The following is a 16780-nucleotide window of genomic DNA, read 5'->3' on the forward strand; positions in this document are numbered from 1 at the left end:
CAGAATGGGAAACCCAGCGAGCCGTGTCTCGCCGTGGAAGGCGAGGGCGGGCGGAATCGTCGCCACACTCGTGCAGCTCGCGGCCGTATTCTCGGTGATCCTTCTCCTCGCCGGCGGCGTGAAGGGACCAGTGCTCAAGGTCGGCGACGTCGCCTTCTCGGCACTGAGCATCCCGACGAACGCGAGCCTCGTGATCGTCCTGCTCCTCGTCGTCCTCGGCGCCGCGCTCCGCCGTCGCAAACGTGCCGCTCTCTACACGCTGCTGCTGTTCCAGGTCGGCGGGCTGGCGGTGACCCTGGCCTTCCAGGCCGCCCTGCTGTGGTGGCCTGAGCTGCTGAAACTCGGTCCGTGGCAGGTCCGGCACATCCCGCACCAGGTGTGGGTGCTGGCCATCGCCGACCTGATCTCGATCGGCATGTTCGCGTTCCTCTGGATCCTGCGTCCCGCGTTCCCCGCCCGGCTCGCGCCGAGCGCCTGGCGCGACGGCCTCACCGTGCTGTTCGGCGGCCTGGCCGCGGTCATTCTCGTCGGCTGGGGCCTGAGCGAGGCCTTCCCCGGACGTCTCGTGGACACCTGGGCGCGGTTCGCCTGGGTCGTCAACCACACGACCGGTGAGAACATCCAGCTGCGCCGGGTCGGCATCGGGGAAGGCCCGGCCTGGCTCGACCTCGTCCTCGACCTCAGTGCGACAGCCGTGGCGACGGCCGCGTTGTACACACTTTTCCGCGGTGTGCGCAGCCGTCGCTTGAGGACAGACGAGGAAGAACTGCGCGTACGTCGCCTTCTTGCCGAACACGGCGAAGACGACTCATTGGGCTATTTCGCCACCAGGCGCGAGAAGAGCGTCGTCTTCTCGCCCAACGGCCGGGCCGCCGTGGCCTACCGCGTGCTCGCGGGCACCAGCGTCGCGAGCGCGGATCCCATCGGCGATCCCGACGCCTGGCCGGACGCGGTCCGCGCCTGGCTGAACGAGTCACGCACCTATGGCTGGACCCCCGGCGTGCTCGGCGCGAGCGAACGTGGCGCGAAGGTCTACGCCGACGCGGGCCTGCGTGCGCTGGAAATCGGCGACGAAGCCGTCCTCGACGTCCGTGACTTCAGTCTCGCCGGGCCGGAACGCCGTTCGGTCCGCCAAGCGGTCAAACGGATCGAGCGGGCCGGATACACCACAAAAGTCCGGCGGCACAGTGAGATCCCGGCCGACGAGATGGCCCAGCTTCTGCTGCACGCGCAGCAGTGGCGCGGCGCGGAGACCGAACGCGGGTTCTCGATGGCACTCGGCAGACTCGGTGATCCGAGTGACGGCCGCAGTGTGATGGTGGAGGCGTACGACGCCAAGGGCGAGCTTCGCGGCATGCTGTCGTTCGTTCCGTGGGGCCGCCGAGGACTGTCCCTTGACCTGATGCGGCGCGACCGCGACGCCGAAAACGGGCTCAACGAGTACATGGTCGCCGAGGTCGTGGCGGCGAGTTCACACCTTGGCGCACAACGGATCTCGTTGAACTTCGCGATGTTCCGCGCGGTCTTCTCCGAGGGCGAGCGGATCGGCGCGGGACCGGTGCTGCGCGCGTGGCGCGGTGTGCTCAGCATGGCGTCACGGTTCTTCCAGCTGGAATCGCTTTACCGGTCCAACGCCAAGTACGGGCCCGACTGGGAACCGCGATTCCTGTGCTACTCGTCGGCTCGGCGGCTGCCGCGGGTCGGCATCGTCGCCGGTGCCCTCGAAGGATTCGTCCCTACAGGGCGATCGGCGCGCGCGCTGAAACTGGAGACGGTCACCGACGAATTCGTCGCCGAGGTCCACCGTATCGACGCGAACGCGGCCACCCCCGCGCCGAAACAGGTGCGGCGACCCGACCAGGTCCGCGTGCGGATGGCGAAGCTCGACAGCCTGCGCGCGGCCGGGATCGACCCCTATCCGGTCGGTTTCGCCAGGGAAGACCTGCTCGGCGACGTCGTCTCCAAATTCGGCGGAATGAGCCCGGACAGCCGCACCGAGCACCGGATCCGCGTTGCGGGCAGGGTCCTTGCGATGCGTAACCTCGGCGGGCTCTGTTTCGCGCGGGTGAAGGACTTCAGCGGTGAGATCCAGCTGATGCTCGACGCCTCCGTGCTCGACCTCGGCGGCTGGCGGCGGGGAGTCGACCTCGGCGACCACGTCGGCGTGAGCGGGCGGGTCATGACGTCGCGGCGCGGTGAACTGTCCGTGCTCGTCGACGAATGGACCGTCACGGCGAAGAGCCTGCATCCGCTGCCGGACAAGCGAAAGGGGCTTACGGACCCGGAGACGCGGGTGCGGCAGCGCTACCTCGACCTCGCGGTGAACCCGGATTCGACGGCGATGCTGCGGATGCGTTCGACCGTGGTGCGCGCGGTGCGGGAAAGGCTGCACCAAGGCGACTATCTCGAAGTCGAGACGCCGATGCTGCAAACCGTGCACGGCGGCGCCAACGCCCGCCCGTTCGTCACCCACATCAACGCCTACGACATGCGGATGTACCTGCGGATCGCGCCCGAGCTGTACCTGAAGCGCCTGTGCGTGGCCGGGGTGGAGCGCGTTTTCGAGCTGAACCGGAACTTCCGCAACGAAGGCGTCGACGCGACGCACAACCCCGAATTCACCATGCTGGAGGCGTACCAGGCGTACGCCGACTACAACACGATGCGGACCCTGACGCGTGAACTCATTCAGCACGCCGCGGAGGCCGCATACGGCGCGCAGGTGGTTCGCCGTCCGGGGCCGGACGGGAAGGTCGTCGAGTACGACATCTCCGGTGACTGGCCGGTGATCCCGGTCCACGAGGCTGTTTCGGCGGCGCTCGGGGAGAAGATCGACGCCGGTACCCCGGTCGCCGAACTCCAGCGGCTCTGCCGTGCGGCCGGAGTGCCGGTGAACGAGGAGGCGGGGCACGGCGATCTCGTGCTGAAGGCGCATGAGCACCTGGTCGAAGGCGCGACCGTGCTGCCGACGTTCTACACCGACTACCCGACCGACGTCTCGCCGCTGACACGGCAGCATCGCGTGGACCCGCGGCTGGCCGAGCGCTGGGACCTGATCGCGTTCGGTTCCGAGGTCGGCACGGCCTACACCGAACTGACCGACCCGCTCGAACAGCGTCGGCGGCTGGAGGCCCAGTCACTGCGCGCGGCGAGCGGTGACGTCGAGGCGATGGAACTGGACGAGGACTTCCTGCTCGCGCTCGAACACGGCATGCCGCCGACCGGCGGACTCGGCATCGGCATCGACCGGCTGCTGATGATGCTGACCGGGGCGTCGATCAGGCAGACCGTGCTGTTCCCGTTCGTGCGGCCGCACGGCTAGCGGGGGGAGCAAGGGACCTTTGCTATCGCTCGTTAGCCTCACTAACGAGCGATAGCAAAGGTCCCCTGCTTCCTTCCCGGCCGAAACGCGCCGGGAGACCGCGACCGGATGTAAAGATCTCCTTCCCGATGGAAGGAGCCACCATGGCTGGAAACGTCCCCCCGATCGCCGACGAGCGCGAAGGTCTCCTCGCCTACCTCGAGCAGCAGCGCCACGTCCTGCGCATCGCCGCGCACGGCTTGACCGAAGAACAGGCCAGAGCGGTCCCGACCAGAAGCTCGCTGAGCGTCGGCGGCCTGATCAAGCACACCGCGTTCACGGAAGACGGCTGGATCGACATCCTTCTTCAGAAGCCTTCGAAGCCCATGGAAGAGGCGATGAAGGACTACGAGGCCGGATACGTGATGGCTGACGACGAGACGCTCGAAGACGTCTTCGCGCGCTACGACGAGGTCGCCCGCCGAACCGCGGACGTCATCGCCGGCATCCCCGACCTGGGCCAGCCGGTCCCGGTGCCGAAGGGCGTGCCCTGGTACCCGCAGGACGTCGACGCCTGGTCGGTCCGCTGGGTGCTGTTCCACCTCATCGAGGAGACCGCGCGGCACGCCGGGCACGCCGACATCATCCGCGAGCACATCGACGGCGCGACGGCGATCCCGCTGATGGCCGCGGCGGAAGGCTGGCCGGAGACGCCCTGGCTCAAGCCGTGGTCGCCCGCCGAGACCGTCTAGAACAACGTGGGTTCGTCCGCCAAAGCGCCTTCGATGACCAGCATCCGGCGCTTGGTGGCGACTCCGCCACGCGCGGAGAACCCGCCGTCCTTGCCGCCCGCGGCGAGCACACGGTGGCACGGCACGATGATCGGGAACGGATTCCGGCCCATCGCCTGCCCCACGGCCTGCGCCCCACCGGTTATGCCGAGGATGTTCGCGATGTCGCCATAGGTCAGCGTCTTGCCCGCTGGAATCGTGCGGATGAACTCGTACACCCGGTGATGGAAGTCCGGTACTCCTTCGTAGTCGAGGCCGACCTCGGTGAGGTCCGTGCGCTTGCCGTCCATCAACGAGACGATCCCGTCGATCGCGCGCTGGACTTCGCCCGGCGGCGTGGCTTCGGTCGCTTCGGGAAGGCGCGCGGTCAGTCGCGCCCTCGTCTTCTCTTCACTGCCCTCCGGCAGCTGGACCGCGATGACCCCGCGTTCGTTCCACGCGATGCCGCAATCGCCGATCGCGGTGCCGAACACGACGTAGCCCTGTGCCGTCATGAGGTCCAGGGTACGAGCCGGGACCGACAGTTTCGGCCGCGCCGCTTTTCGGGGAGACTTCCCTGCCGCGGTGCCGCCGGGGCGGCGGCTGCGGTAGGAGTATGGGCATGAGCGACCTCGTGCTTGATCACCTCGTCTACGCCGGGCCGGACCTCGAAGAGGCAGTCGCGCGCGTCGCCGAGCTGACCGGCGTCACGCCTGTACGCGGCGGAAGGCACGTCGGCTTCGGTACGGCCAACTATTTGGCAGACCTGGGAGCCGGTGCCTACCTCGAGGTGGTCGGCCCCGATCCGGATCAACCCGAGCACGTCGGGCCTCGCCCGTTCGGTGTCGACGAGCTGACCGAGCCCGCGCTGGTCACCTGGGCCGCACGGGCGCAGGGCATCGACGACGCGATCGCCGAAGCCCGCGAGCGTGGTTACGACCCTGGCGAGGCGTCCGAGATGTCACGGACCACAGATGACGGCGAAGTGCTGGCCTGGCGCCTCACCGGAGCCGGTGGCCTCGACGGGCTCGCACCCTTCCTCATCGACTGGGGGAGCACCCCGCATCCGACGACACGGGGACTGCCGTCGATCCCGCTGCTCCTGGTCACCGGTGTCCACCCCGAGCCCGCCGCGGTCGAATCCGCGGTCCGGGCACTCGGGATGGACATGCTCGTCCGGCGTGATGCGAAGCCCGGCCTGGTGGCCGTGTTGACGAATTCAGCGGGGAAGCAGGTCACGCTGAGCTGACGAAGTCACCACCGTGCCCTCGCGCCAGCCGTTGGTCATCGGCAGCCGCCGGTCCCGCCCGAACGCCTTGAACGTGATCTTGGTGCCCGGCGGGTACTGGCGGCGCTTGTACTCGGCCTTGTCGACCATGCGCACCACGCGATCGATGGTCTCGGGCTCGAAGCCGGCGTCCACCAGGTCGACGTAGCCGCGGTCGCCCTCGATGTAGTCGTCGAGGATGTCGTCGAGCATCAGATAGTCGGGCAGCGAGTCGCTGTCCAGCTGACCCGGCCGCAGTTCGGCCGATGGCGGCTTGGTGATCGAGTTCTCCGGGATCGGCGGGGTTTCGCCGTTCTTCTCGGCTTCCTTGTTGCGCCACTTGGCCAGGTGCCAGACGTGCGTCTTGAAGAGGTCCTTGATCGGCGCGAAGGCCCCGACTGCGTCGCCGTAGATCGTCGAGTAGCCGACGGCGAGCTCGGTCTTGTTGCCGGTGGCGAGCACCAGATGACCGTCCTGATTGGACAGCGCCATCAGCAGCATGCCACGGACACGGGCCTGGATGTTCTCCTCGGCAAGACCGGTCAGCTGAAGTTGCTCGACGTAGACCTTGACCATGTCCGCGATCGGCTCGACGCGGTAGTGCGCGCCGATGCGGCGGGCAAGGTCTTCGGCGTCGCCCTTCGAGTGTTCCGAGGAGTACTCCGAAGGCATCGAGACGCCGTAGACGTTGTCGCCCCCCAGCGCGTCGGCGGCCAGCGCCGCCACGACCGCCGAGTCGATGCCGCCGGAGAATCCGAACGTCACCGACGAGAAGCCGTTCTTGTGCACGTAATCGCGCAGGCCGACGACGAGCGCGTGCCACACCTCGGCTTCGTCCGACAGCTGCTCGCTGATCGCCGAGTCCGTGCTCGGGGCGTAGACCGGAACCGGTTCCTCGCTGAGCACGCGGCGCTTGACCCGCAGGCCTTCGAACTCGCCCTCGGCGGTGTGTCCGCCCGCGACGAGGTCCGTGTCGACGATGAGCAGGTGCTCGACGAACTGCGGCGCGCGTGCCAGCAACCGGCCGTCCGCGCCGACCACGATCGAGTCGCCGTCGAAGACGAGGTCGTCCTGACCGCCGATCTGGTTCGTGTACACCAGCGGCGCCCCTGCCTCGGCCGCGCGGCGGGCGATGAGCGGTAGGCGGATGTCGTCCTTCGCGCGCTCGTACGGCGAAGCGTTGGGCGCGACCACGAGATCCACCCCGGCCTTGCCCAGTGCGGAGATCGGGCCGCCGTCCTGCCAGACGTCCTCGCAGATCACCATGCCGACGTCGATGCCGTGGAAACGGACGATTTCGAGGTCCTGGCCCGGCTTGAACCAGCGGTGCTCGTCGAAGACGCCGTAGTTGGGCAGGTGGTGCTTGAACTGGCGGGCGACCACTTCGCCGCGGTACAGCGCGGCCGCCGCGTCGCGCGGGCCGGTCTCGTCCAGGTCGAGATACCCGATGTAGGTGAGCACCTCGCCGCATCCGGCGTCTTCGAGCCGCCGGGCGAGTGCTTCGACCATCTGCTTCGACGCGGAGGCGAAGGTCGGGCGGAGGGAGAGGTCCTCGACGGGGTAACCGGTGAGGGACATCTCCGGGAAGACCACGATGTGGGCGCCTGCTTCGGCGGCCTTGCGAGTCCACTCGACGGTGAGCTCGGCGTTGCCCTCGAGATCCCCGACGGTGGTGTTGACCTGGGCCAGTGCGATGCGCAGTTGCGGCATGCCGTCATTCTTACCCACCGGCGTCCGCTGGGACGAGTGGATGTGCCGAATCGCCCACCTGGGTCCGGCCGACCGGCGGGGGAGCAAGGGACCTTTGCTATCGCCGGGCGCTTGACCTGGGGTTTCGCCCGGAAAGAGAGCGGGGGACCTTTGCTGTCACTCTCCAAAAGAGAGTGACAGCAAAGGTCCCCCGCTTCCCGCTCAGGACCAACGCGCTACTTGCGTTTGATCATGCTCCGCACCTTCTTGATGGTCTGCTCGAAGTCGGAGTCGAACGGGTTGTCGTGCACCAGGTAGGTCCACGTCGTGTTCGCCCGCCGCACCCCCGCGTCACCGAGGTCGATCCCGTTCTCGGTGATCTCGGCCTCCTCGAGCGTCTTCGCCGCTCGCTCGGCCGCCTCCGGGATGATCTTGTGGAACTCGGGGATCGCCGCGCGGTGGAACTCGTCGATCGGCGTCTCCCGCGCCAGCGCCCGCAGGTGGATGCTCTCCCGCACGTCGGTCAGGAACGCCAGGTGGTCCGACCACAGCTGGTCGATGTGGAACAGCAGCACCTCGCGGCTCAGCTGCTCGACCTTCGCCTCGTCGTCGACAGCCTCCGAAAGCTCCTTGAACTTCTCCGGGAGCGCCTTCTCCAGCACCTCCGCCGCGTGCCCGGTCCGCAGCACCTTGTCCCGGTGATCGAGCAGCTCGCCGCGCTGCCGCTCGATCAGCCGTGTGTAGCGCCAGGTGTTCCGGTGGATCTCCAGGTCGACACCCTCGGCGACGCGCTGCGCGTGGTTGATCTGCCGCAAGGCCGCCGGGTCGGTGACCTCACCGCTGCCCACGTCGGAGCTGATGCCCTCGGGCACGTCCGGCGCGTTCGACAGCACGAGCTCGTCGTTCAGGCTCGCGAAGAACACCGCACTGCCAGGGTCGCCCTGCCGTCCGGACCGGCCGCGCAGCTGGCCGTCCAGCCTGCTCGACGGGTAGCGGGCGGTGCCGATCACGTGCAGGCCACCCAGTTCGACGACCTCGTCGCGGCCGTCGCCGTCCTTGCCGCCCAGCCGGATGTCGGTACCTCGACCGGCCATCTGGGTCGAAACGGTGACCGCGCCCTTCTTGCCGGCGTCGGCGATGATCTCCGCTTCTTCGGCGTCGTTACGCGCGTTCAGCACGACACATTCGAGGTCGACCTTCGCCAGCTTCTCGGCCAGCTCCTCGGACTCGGCGACGTCCTGGGTGCCGACGAGGATCGGCCGCCCGGACTCGTGCACCCGCCGGATCTCCTCTTCGATCGCCCGCAGCTTCTGCGACGGCGACCCGAAGATCCGGTCCTCCTGGTCTTCGCGGATGTTCGGCGTGTTCGGCGGGATGACCGCGACCTCGAGCTTGTAGAACTCGCGCAGCTGCTCGGCGACCGCGACCGCGGTACCGGTCATGCCCGCGACCTCGGGATAACGCGCGAGCAGCGCCTGCACGGTGATCGAGTCGAGGATCTCGCCCCGGTCGGTCGCCTTGACCTGCTCCTTCGCTTCGACGGCGGCCTGGAGACCGTCCGGCCAGCGCTGCAGTTCGGCGACGCGGCCGCGCGCGGCGTTGATCAGCTGCACCTTGCCGTCGCGCACGAGGTAGTCGACATCGCGGGTGAGCAGCGCGTGCGCGTGCAGCGCCACGTTCACCGCGGGCAGCCGGTCCGAGCCGGTGTCGTCGTAGAGGTTGATGTCGTCGCCGAGGGCCTTCTCGACCACCGACGCGCCCGCCTTCGTCAGCCAGGCGTTGCGGCCGTCGGCGTCGGTCTCGTAGTGCAGCCCGAGCCGCAGCCGCCGGACGATGTTCGCGACCTCTTCGTCGGCGTCGGTGTGGTCGATCGACCCCGCCATCACCAGTGGCACGCGGGCCTCGTCGACCAGCACGGAGTCCGCCTCGTCGACGATCGCCACCTCGGGCTCCCGCTGGACCAGGTCCTCTTCGTGGGTGACCAGGCGGTCACGCAGCACGTCGAACCCGATCTCGCTGACGGCGCCGTAGGTGACTTCCTTCGCGTAGGCCTCGCGGCGCTCGTCGCGGGTGTGAGCGGGCTCGATCCAGCCGACGGAGACGCCGAGCAAGTCGTAGATCGGGCCCATCCACTCCGCGTCACGGCGGGCGAGGTAGTCGTTCACCGTGACGACGTGGACGTGCTTGCCGCGCAGGGCGTACCCGGCACCGGCCAGCGCACCGGCCAGCGTCTTGCCCTCACCGGTCTCCATCTGCACGATGTGCCCGCTGAGCAGGCCCATCGTGCCCAGGAGCTGGACGTCGAAGGCGCGCTCGCCGAGGGCGCGCCGAGCGGCCTCGCGGCCGAGCGCGCAGACCTCGATGAGCTGCTCGTTACCGAAGGACGCCGCGTCCCGAAGCTTGCCGGCCCGCTCTGTCAGCTCCTCGTCGGAGAGCTTCTCCAACTCCGGCTCGAGCTTCTCGATGGCCGGCAGCAGCGCTTCGTAGCGGGTCAGCTCGACGCTGCCCGGCCGCTGGATGATCCGGCGCAGCTTCTTGCCCACCCGGCTGATCAGTGCTGCCACCCCTGTGCTCCCGTCTGTTCTTCTGCCGTCCGCACCCGTATCACCAACGCAGTGGTGGTGCGGCCGAGTTCCGCGGCCGATGGCACGATCCAACCGTGTCCACTCATGTCAGCGCCAGGTCCCGTGCCCGTCGATTCGCCGCGATCACGTTGTCCGGTGTGCTCGCGGTCACCGTCGCCGCGTGCTCGTCGGGAGAGGGTAGAACCCAGCCGCCGCCTCCGGCCACCGAGTCGCACGCTCCGTCCGGACCGGTGCCCGCAGGACTCGAGAAGTTCTACGGACAGAGTCTGACCTGGGCCGACTGTGCACCCTACGCGACATCCGGTGACGCAAAAGCGGCGTTTCGAGTGAAGGACGCACAGTGCGCCCGGCTGACCGTCCCGCTCGACTACGCGAAGCCTGAAGGCGACTCGATCACCCTCGGTCTGCTGCGCCGGAAGGCACTGGAAACCGACGAAAGGATTGGGGCCCTCGTGGTCAACCCCGGCGGCCCCGGCGCCTCCGGCATGGAAGCCGCGGCCGGTCTCGCCTCCCGGACGGCGACGAACGAGCTGGGCAAACGCTTCGACATGGTCGGTTTCGACCCGCGTGGCATCGGCGCGAGCGAACCGCAGATCCGCTGCCTGACCGACGCCGAACGCGACGCGGATCGCGCGGACGACAGCGAGACCGACGGGTCACCCGAGGGAGTGAAAAAGCAGGAGGCCGAGTCCCAGGACTTCGCCGCCAAATGCGCCGAGCGGACCCAACACGGCCCCGCGATGCTCGCGAACGTGGGTACGCGTGACGTCGTCAAGGACATGGACATCCTGCGTTCGGTCCTCGGCGAACAGAAGCTGAACTACCTCGGCTACTCCTATGGGACGCGGATCGGATCCGCCTACGCGGAGGCCTTCCCCGCGAACGTCCGCGCGCTGGTCCTCGACGGTGCCGTCGACCCTGAGCAGGACGCGGTGGAGTCGCTGGTCGCGCAGGGACAGGGCTTCGGCAAGGCGTTCGGGGAGTTCTCGAACTGGTGCGCCGCGCGCGAGGACTGCGCTCTGGGGCGTGACGCCGCCGGCGTGACGAAGGCGTTCCAGGACCTGGTGCGGCCGCTGATCGACTTCCCGGTTCCGGTCAGTGACGGCCGGAAACTGTCGTACGAGGACGCGACGACAGGCGTGATACAGGCCCTCTACCAGGAAGATCTCTGGGAACCGCTGAACTCGGCGCTCAACGATCTGAAGCGGCAGCGAGGCGACGGCCTGGAAAAGCTGGCCGACCTCTACAACGAACGGGGCGCCGACGGTCGCTACGGGACGACGCAGGACGCGTTCGTCGCGATCCGCTGCGTCGACGACCCGAGAGTCACCGATCCGGCGAAGCTCCTCGACGCGCAGAAGCGGTACGCGCAGGCGGCACCGTTCCTCGACGACGGCAAGCCGGACGGTGCGGCGCGCGATTCCTGCGCCTTCTGGCCGGTGCCGAACACCTCGGAACCGCACCTGCCCAACGTCGAAGGTCTGCCGAAGACGCTGGTCATCTCGACGACGAACGACCCGGCTACCCCCTACCAGGCGGGCGTCAACCTCGCGAAAGCGATCAAGGGAGCTTTGCTGACGTTCGAGGGCAACCAGCACACGGTGTTCCTCCAGGGCGTCTCGTGCGTCGACAAGATCGGCATCGATTACCTGGTGAACGGTGCCCTGCCGGACGAGGGCACCCGCTGCACCGCCAAGTGACCAGGTGATAGCAAAGGTCCCTTGCTCCCCGCCGCACCAGCGCGGGGGAGCAAGGGACCTTTGCTATCACCGTAGCCCCTGACCAGGCATTTCCCGCCGACGCGGGAGCAGGGGACCTTTGCTATCGCCCGCCACCGACGACCACCGCGTTATGCCTGGTCAACGCCAACTCCAGCATCACCGCGAAGTCCTGCGGACTCGTCGGCGGCACCTGCAGCCACACCCGCACCAGCCGCCGCGGCTCGTCCTTCGAAATCCACAGCTTCACGAACACGTCCGACTTGATCTCCGGCACGATCCCGCCGATCACCGCCGCCGGCACCTTCGCGGCGATCCGGAACGAGTCGGTGTCCTGCACCCGCTCCCACCGCTCGCCGCGCAGCTCGGTCGCCCCGGTCAGCAGCCGCCGCAGCCCACCGCCCGCCCCGAGCATCGCCTGCGGTGTGTAGGGCTCCGTAGCCGGAACCACCCGTTCCCCGTCAGGCCCGCTGAGCGTGATCTCCGAGCCGTACAGCCGGTACTTGACCTTCACCCGTTCGAAGTCGTCCTGCAGGTCGGCATTACCGACGGCGCCATCCTCGAGACTGACATCGCCGTCGAGCGCGCGCACAGGCAGCCCGGTGACCACGCCGTTCACCCCGAGCGTGAACCGCACGCTGCGCAACGAGACGAGGGAGTCGGCCGCCGCGCTCACGAATTCCTGGGCAGGTGGCAGCGCGGGCGACCCCGCGCAGCCGCCGATGAGCCCGATCGTGAGCAGCAGCGCCGGCACGAGGTGACGGCAGCGCATGGCCTGAGCCTATGGCCTTGGCCCGAATCTTTCGCACAGTGTCCTTCCGGCCGCTTCCGCCGGGAGCCGACGACGATGACGCTGTACCCGTGCACCCTGAGACCCGGCTCCACCGCGCATGGTTCGTCGCCGCCGCCGCGTTCATCGCCCTCCTCGCCGCCGCCGGTTTCCGCGCGGCCCCCGGCGTCCTCATCGACCCGCTTCACAACGAGTTCGGCTGGTCGCGCGCGACAATTGCGTCGGCCGTCTCCGTGAACCTCGTCCTCTACGGCCTCTTCTCGCCCTTCGCGGCAGCCCTCATGGAGCGCTTCGGCATGCGTCGCGTCGCCTCGACGGCGTTGTGCGTCGTCGCGATCGGCGCGGGCGGCACGGTGTTCATGAACGCGAGCTGGCAGCTCATCCTCTGCTGGGGCGTCCTGGTCGGCGTCGGCACCGGCTCGATGGCGATGAGTTTCGCCGCGACGGTCGCCGCCCGCTGGTTCGTCCGCAGCCGCGGCGTCGTCACCGGCGTCCTCACCGCGGCGGGCGCCACCGGCCAGCTGATCTTCCTCCCGATCGTCGCGAACCTCGCCATCGACGAGGGCTGGCGGACGGCGTCGCTCGTCATCGCCATCGCCGCGCTGGCCGTCGTCCCCGTCGTCCTCCTGGTGGTCCGCGATCACCCGTCCGACGTCGGGACGACCGCCTATGGCGCCGAACCCGGCGAAGCCGCTCCCGTCACCCGTGCGGGTGGTTCCGCCCGCCGCGCCCTGTCCGTCCTCGGCACGGCAGCGCGCACGAGGACGTTCTGGTTGCTCGCCGTCGGCTTCGCGATCTGCGGCGCCACGACGAACGGCCTGGTCAGCACCCACTTCGTTCCCGCCGCGCACGACCACGGCATGCCACAGACCACCGCCGCCGGCCTGCTCGCCCTCGTCGGGATCTTCGACGTCGCCGGCACGATCGCCTCCGGCTGGCTCACCGACCGGGTGGACCCGCGCATCCTGCTCGGCGTCTACTACGCCCTTCGCGGCGTTTCGCTCGCCCTGCTCCCGCAGCTGTTGAGCGGATCGGTGGAACCGAGCATGTGGGCGTTCATCGTCTTCTACGGCCTCGACTGGGTGGCGACGGTTCCGCCGACGGTCGCGCTCTGCGTCCGCCAATACGGCGCCGCCGGGCCGATCGTCTTCGGCTGGGTCTTCGCCAGTCACCAGCTCGGCGCCGGTCTCGCGGCTTTCGGCGCCGGCGCGATCCGCGACTCTTCCGGCAGCTACGCGCTCGCTTGGTACATCGCCGCGGGCCTCGCGGTGCTGGCCTCGGTCGCCTCGTTGTCGATCGCCAAGGCCGCCAAGCCCGAGCCGGTTCTGGTGGGGTCGTCCACCACTTCCGCTTGATCGGCGCGTCGCGAAACATGTCGTTAACACGTTCTCGTTAGGGTGCGGCCATGGATCGCCAGCAGGAGTTCGTGCTCCGTACCTTGGAAGAGCGCGACATCCGTTTCGTCAGGCTTTGGTTCACGGATGTGCTGGGCTTCCTCAAGTCCGTCGCGGTGGCGCCCGCCGAGCTCGAGGGCGCCTTCAGCGAAGGGATCGGCTTCGACGGATCGGCCATCGAAGGCTTCGCGCGCGTCTACGAGTCCGACATGGTCGCGAAGCCCGACCCGGCCACCTTCCAGGTCCTGCCGTGGGAGACCCCGGACGGCGGCCCGTACTCGGCGCGCATGTTCTGCGACATCGCGATGCCGGACGGCTCCCCGTCCTGGGCGGACCCCCGGCACGTCCTGCGCAGGCAGCTCTCGAAGGCGGCCGAAGCGGGTTTCACCTGCTACGTCCATCCCGAGATCGAGTTCTTCCTGCTTGCCAGCCTGCCGGACGACGGCAGCGAGCCCGAGCCCGCGGACAACGGCGGGTACTTCGACCAGGCCAGCCACGCGACCGCGACGCACTTCCGCCGCCACGCCATCGAGACACTCGAGGCGATGGGGATCTCGGTCGAGTTCAGCCACCACGAGGGCGCGCCCGGCCAGCAGGAGATCGACCTCCGGTACGCCGACGCGCTGACCATGGCCGACAACGTGATGACCTTCCGCTACGTCGTCAAGGAGGTCGCGCTCACCCAAGGTGTCCGCGCGACGTTCATGCCGAAGCCGTTCACCAACCAGCCGGGTTCGGGCATGCACACCCACGTGAGCCTGTTCGAGGGTGATCGCAACGCCTTCTACGACGCGGAAGACCCGTACGAGTTGTCCGCGACGGGCAAGGCCTTCGTCGCGGGGCTGCTGCACCACGCGAAGGAGATCTCGGCGGTCACCAACCAGTGGGTGAACTCCTACAAGCGGCTGATCAGCGGCAGCGAGGCCCCGACGACCGTTTCATGGGGCCGAGCCAACCGCTCCGCGCTGGTTCGCGTGCCGATGTACTCGCCGGGCAAGGCGTCGTCACGCCGCGTGGAGATCCGCACGCTCGACTCCGCCTGCAACCCCTATCTGGCGTACTCGGTGATACTGGCCGCCGGCCTCAAGGGCATCGAGAAGGGCTACGAGCTGCCGCCTCCCGCCGAGGACAACATCTGGCAGCTCTCGGACGCCGAACGCCGCGCGGCCGGATACGCCCAGCTCCCGCAGAACCTCGGCGAGGCGCTGGCCGAAATGGAAAAATCGGAACTTCTACCCGAAGCGCTCGGAGAGCACGTTTACGACTTCTTCCTCCGCAACAAACGTGTTGAATGGGATAACTACCGCAGCGCGGTGACCCCGTACGAGCTGCGGACCCTGCTTCCGGTTCTCTAGACGAAGGAGACCTGATGGTGCGGCGGCCGGTGTTCGGAGTTTTGACGACGTTGGTCGCCGCGGCCATCGCGGCGAGTGCCGCGCCACCGGCGTCAGCGGGCGGAAAACCCCTCGATCTCGACGCCGCCGACATCCCCTCGCTCCAGTCCCGGATGTCCTCCGGACGCTTGACCGCGGTCGGTCTGACCTCGGCTTATCTCGATCGCATCCGCAAGGTCGACAGGACGGTGAACGCGGTCATCGCGGTCAATCCGGCCGCGATCGCGCAAGCCGCCGAGAGCGACTCCAGGCGCCGGGCGGGCAAGACCCGCGGCCCCCTCGACGGCATCCCGGTCCTGGTGAAGGACAACGTCGGCACCCGCTCCCAGCAGACAACGGCGGGTTCGCGGGCACTACGCAGCAAGCCCGCGAAGGACGCGACCTTGATCCGCCGTCTGCGTGACGCGGGCGCGGTCGTCCTCGGCAAGGCGAACTTGTCCGAATGGGCCAACTTCCGCGCCGCGAAACCCACTTCCGGGTGGTCGGGCGTCGGCGGACAGACGAACAACCCGTACGTGCTCGACCGCAACCCCTGCGGGTCATCCGCCGGCTCCGCCGCGGGTGTCGCCGCGTCGCTCGCCCAGGTCGCGATCGGCAGCGAGACCGACGGCTCGATCGTCTGCCCGGCCGGGATGACCTCGACAGTGGGGCACAAACCGAGCCTCGGCCTGGTCAGCCGCACCGGCGTGGTGCCGATCTCGGCCGAACAGGACACCGCCGGCCCGATGGCCAGGCACGTCGTCGACGTCGCGCTCACTCTGTCCGCGCTCCAGGGCCGCGACCCGAGCGACCCGGCAACCGGCACGTACCCGCCGAACCAGCCGACCGACTACGCCGCGCACCTGCGGCCCGGCGTACTGAAGGGCTCCCGGATCGGGCTCTGGCGGTTGCCGGTACTCGGCCCGGACGTCGACACGGTGATGACGCGAACCAGGAACTCGCTGGTCAAAGCAGGTGCCGAGGTCGTAGAGGTGACGCCGCCCTATCAGGCCAGGCTCGGTGAACTGGAGTTCCCGGCACTGCTCACCGAGTTCCACCGGGACATCGATCGCTACCTGGCCACGCGCCCCGAAGGCCCGCGCGACCTAGCCGCGCTGATCGACTACAACCGGTCCGACCCGCTGGAGCAGACCTGCTTCGCCGGGCAGGAACTCTTCGAACAGGCACTCGCCGCGCCCGGCCCGTCCGATCCCGGCTACCTGGCCAACCGCCGCGAGCTGACCGACCTGGCGAAGCGCTCGATAGACGAGACCCTCGCCAAGTACCGCCTCGACGCGATCGCCGCGCCCACGAACCCGCCCGCCTGGAAGACCGACTGCAAGACCGGCGACAACGACGTGATCCCGTCGTCGACGCCCGCCGCGGTCGCGGGCTACCCCGCGGTGACCGTGCCCGCCGGCTTCGTCGGCGAGCTCCCGGTCGGGGTTTCGTTCATGGCGGGGCAGTGGACGGACGCCCGAGTGCTCTCCTACGCGGCCGACTTCGAACGCGTCGTCCCCGCCCGCAAACCGCCTCGCTACCTGAAGACCGTCGGATGACGGGGGTTTACACCGGCTGACCTGCGGCAATGTCGTTAAGTGACCCCCCTGTTTTCGGGGGGTTCCGGGGCATGTAATCTTCTCTTCGTCGCCAAGAACACCGGGCCACCGGGGCCGAAAAGCCCCAGGCCAGGAACCAGGGCCAAGCGGGTTGACACCGCGAACCGGACCAGGTAACGTTCAGCGTCGGCCCACGAGCGGCCGCCGACCCCCTACGACTAAGACCGTAGGATTCGGCATGCTCGACCAAAAAGCTTGTGAATATCGCTTTGAAACAAAGCGTGTTGCTTGAGAACTCAACAGTGTGCTAGTGAACTAAGCCAGTAGAGCTTAT

11 protein-coding genes are annotated in these 16780 nt (G+C 68.5%); 7 read left to right on the plus strand and 4 right to left on the minus strand.

Annotated elements, in window-relative coordinates; all coding sequences use genetic code 11:
- Positions 1–4 precede the first annotated feature (4 nt).
- Both lysX and AMYAL_RS0124025 read left to right on the plus strand, forming a co-directional pair.
- Positions 5–3322 (plus strand): bifunctional lysylphosphatidylglycerol synthetase/lysine--tRNA ligase LysX, encoded by a 3318-nt coding sequence (gene lysX / locus AMYAL_RS0124020; RefSeq protein ID WP_020633811.1) that lies wholly within the window; start codon positions 5–7, stop codon positions 3320–3322.
- A 143-nt stretch (positions 3323–3465) separates the two neighbouring features.
- Positions 3466–4053, plus strand: a complete 588-nt coding sequence (locus tag AMYAL_RS0124025; RefSeq protein WP_026467390.1) for a DinB family protein — start codon at positions 3466–3468, stop codon at positions 4051–4053.
- On the opposite strand, the gene AMYAL_RS0124030 is transcribed toward AMYAL_RS0124025, so the two are convergent.
- Positions 4050–4586, minus strand: coding sequence for a methylated-DNA--[protein]-cysteine S-methyltransferase (locus AMYAL_RS0124030; protein ID WP_020633813.1), 537 nt, complete (start codon positions 4584–4586; stop codon positions 4050–4052). The two genes, AMYAL_RS0124025 and AMYAL_RS0124030, sit on opposite strands and share 4 nt — an antisense overlap.
- A gap of 107 nt (positions 4587–4693) precedes the next feature.
- On the opposite strand from AMYAL_RS0124030, the gene AMYAL_RS0124035 reads away from it, so the two are divergent.
- Positions 4694–5320, plus strand: a complete 627-nt coding sequence (locus tag AMYAL_RS0124035) for a VOC family protein (protein ID WP_020633814.1) — start codon at positions 4694–4696, stop codon at positions 5318–5320.
- On the opposite strand, the gene AMYAL_RS0124040 is transcribed toward AMYAL_RS0124035, so the two are convergent.
- Both AMYAL_RS0124040 and secA2 read right to left on the minus strand, forming a co-directional pair.
- Positions 5291–7048: an NAD+ synthase gene (locus AMYAL_RS0124040; protein ID WP_020633815.1), complete on the minus strand. Its 1758-nt coding sequence runs from the start codon at positions 7046–7048 to the stop codon at positions 5291–5293. The genes AMYAL_RS0124035 and AMYAL_RS0124040 overlap by 30 nt on opposite strands.
- Positions 7049–7263: 215 nt before the next feature.
- Entirely contained in the window at positions 7264–9591 is a 2328-nt protein-coding gene (secA2, locus tag AMYAL_RS0124045) for an accessory Sec system translocase SecA2 (RefSeq protein WP_020633816.1), read from the minus strand.
- 149 nt (positions 9592–9740) lie between these two features.
- Here secA2 and AMYAL_RS0124050 point away from each other — a divergent pair, with 149 nt between their 5' ends.
- Positions 9741–11312 carry an alpha/beta hydrolase gene (locus AMYAL_RS0124050; RefSeq protein ID WP_209447318.1) on the plus strand — a complete coding sequence of 524 codons (1572 nt, stop codon included), beginning with the start codon at positions 9741–9743 and terminating at the stop codon, positions 11310–11312.
- A 121-nt stretch (positions 11313–11433) separates the two neighbouring features.
- Here the strand turns inward: AMYAL_RS0124050 and AMYAL_RS0124055 are convergent, their stop codons facing one another.
- On the minus strand, positions 11434–12102 hold the full coding sequence (locus tag AMYAL_RS0124055) for an LppX_LprAFG lipoprotein (protein WP_020633818.1): 669 nt from the start codon (positions 12100–12102) through the stop codon (positions 11434–11436).
- 89 nt (positions 12103–12191) lie between these two features.
- Here AMYAL_RS0124055 and AMYAL_RS0124060 point away from each other — a divergent pair, with 89 nt between their 5' ends.
- From AMYAL_RS0124060 to AMYAL_RS0124070, 3 genes are read left to right on the plus strand one after another with little or no spacing between them, the layout of a single operon-like run.
- Positions 12192–13475, plus strand: coding sequence for an MFS transporter (locus tag AMYAL_RS0124060; RefSeq protein ID WP_020633819.1), 1284 nt, complete (start codon positions 12192–12194; stop codon positions 13473–13475).
- Positions 13476–13525: 50 nt separating this feature from the next.
- Positions 13526–14869, plus strand: a complete 1344-nt coding sequence (gene glnA / locus AMYAL_RS0124065; RefSeq protein WP_005168007.1) for a type I glutamate--ammonia ligase — start codon at positions 13526–13528, stop codon at positions 14867–14869.
- A 14-nt stretch (positions 14870–14883) separates the two neighbouring features.
- Positions 14884–16446, plus strand: coding sequence for an amidase (locus AMYAL_RS0124070; RefSeq protein WP_020633820.1), 1563 nt, complete (start codon positions 14884–14886; stop codon positions 16444–16446).
- Positions 16447–16780 lie beyond the last annotated feature (334 nt).

It is taken from the genome of Amycolatopsis alba DSM 44262 (assembly GCF_000384215.1).
Classification (GTDB): Bacteria; Actinomycetota; Actinomycetes; order Mycobacteriales; family Pseudonocardiaceae; genus Amycolatopsis; species Amycolatopsis alba.

Bases quoted from the DNA above. Each gene is read 5' to 3' on its own strand.
- AMYAL_RS0124025 (WP_026467390.1), top strand. From the start codon at position 3,466: ATGGCTGGAAACGTCCCCCCGATCGCCGACGAGCGCGAAGGTCTCCTC.
- AMYAL_RS0124055 (WP_020633818.1), bottom strand. From the start codon at position 12,102: ATGCGCTGCCGTCACCTCGTGCCGGCGCTGCTGCTCACGATCGGGCTC.
- lysX (WP_020633811.1), top strand. From the start codon at position 5: ATGGGAAACCCAGCGAGCCGTGTCTCGCCGTGGAAGGCGAGGGCGGGC.
- AMYAL_RS0124070 (WP_020633820.1), top strand. From the start codon at position 14,884: ATGGTGCGGCGGCCGGTGTTCGGAGTTTTGACGACGTTGGTCGCCGCG.
- AMYAL_RS0124040 (WP_020633815.1), bottom strand. From the start codon at position 7,048: ATGCCGCAACTGCGCATCGCACTGGCCCAGGTCAACACCACCGTCGGG.
- AMYAL_RS0124030 (WP_020633813.1), bottom strand. From the start codon at position 4,586: ATGACGGCACAGGGCTACGTCGTGTTCGGCACCGCGATCGGCGATTGC.
- AMYAL_RS0124035 (WP_020633814.1), top strand. From the start codon at position 4,694: ATGAGCGACCTCGTGCTTGATCACCTCGTCTACGCCGGGCCGGACCTC.
- glnA (WP_005168007.1), top strand. From the start codon at position 13,526: ATGGATCGCCAGCAGGAGTTCGTGCTCCGTACCTTGGAAGAGCGCGAC.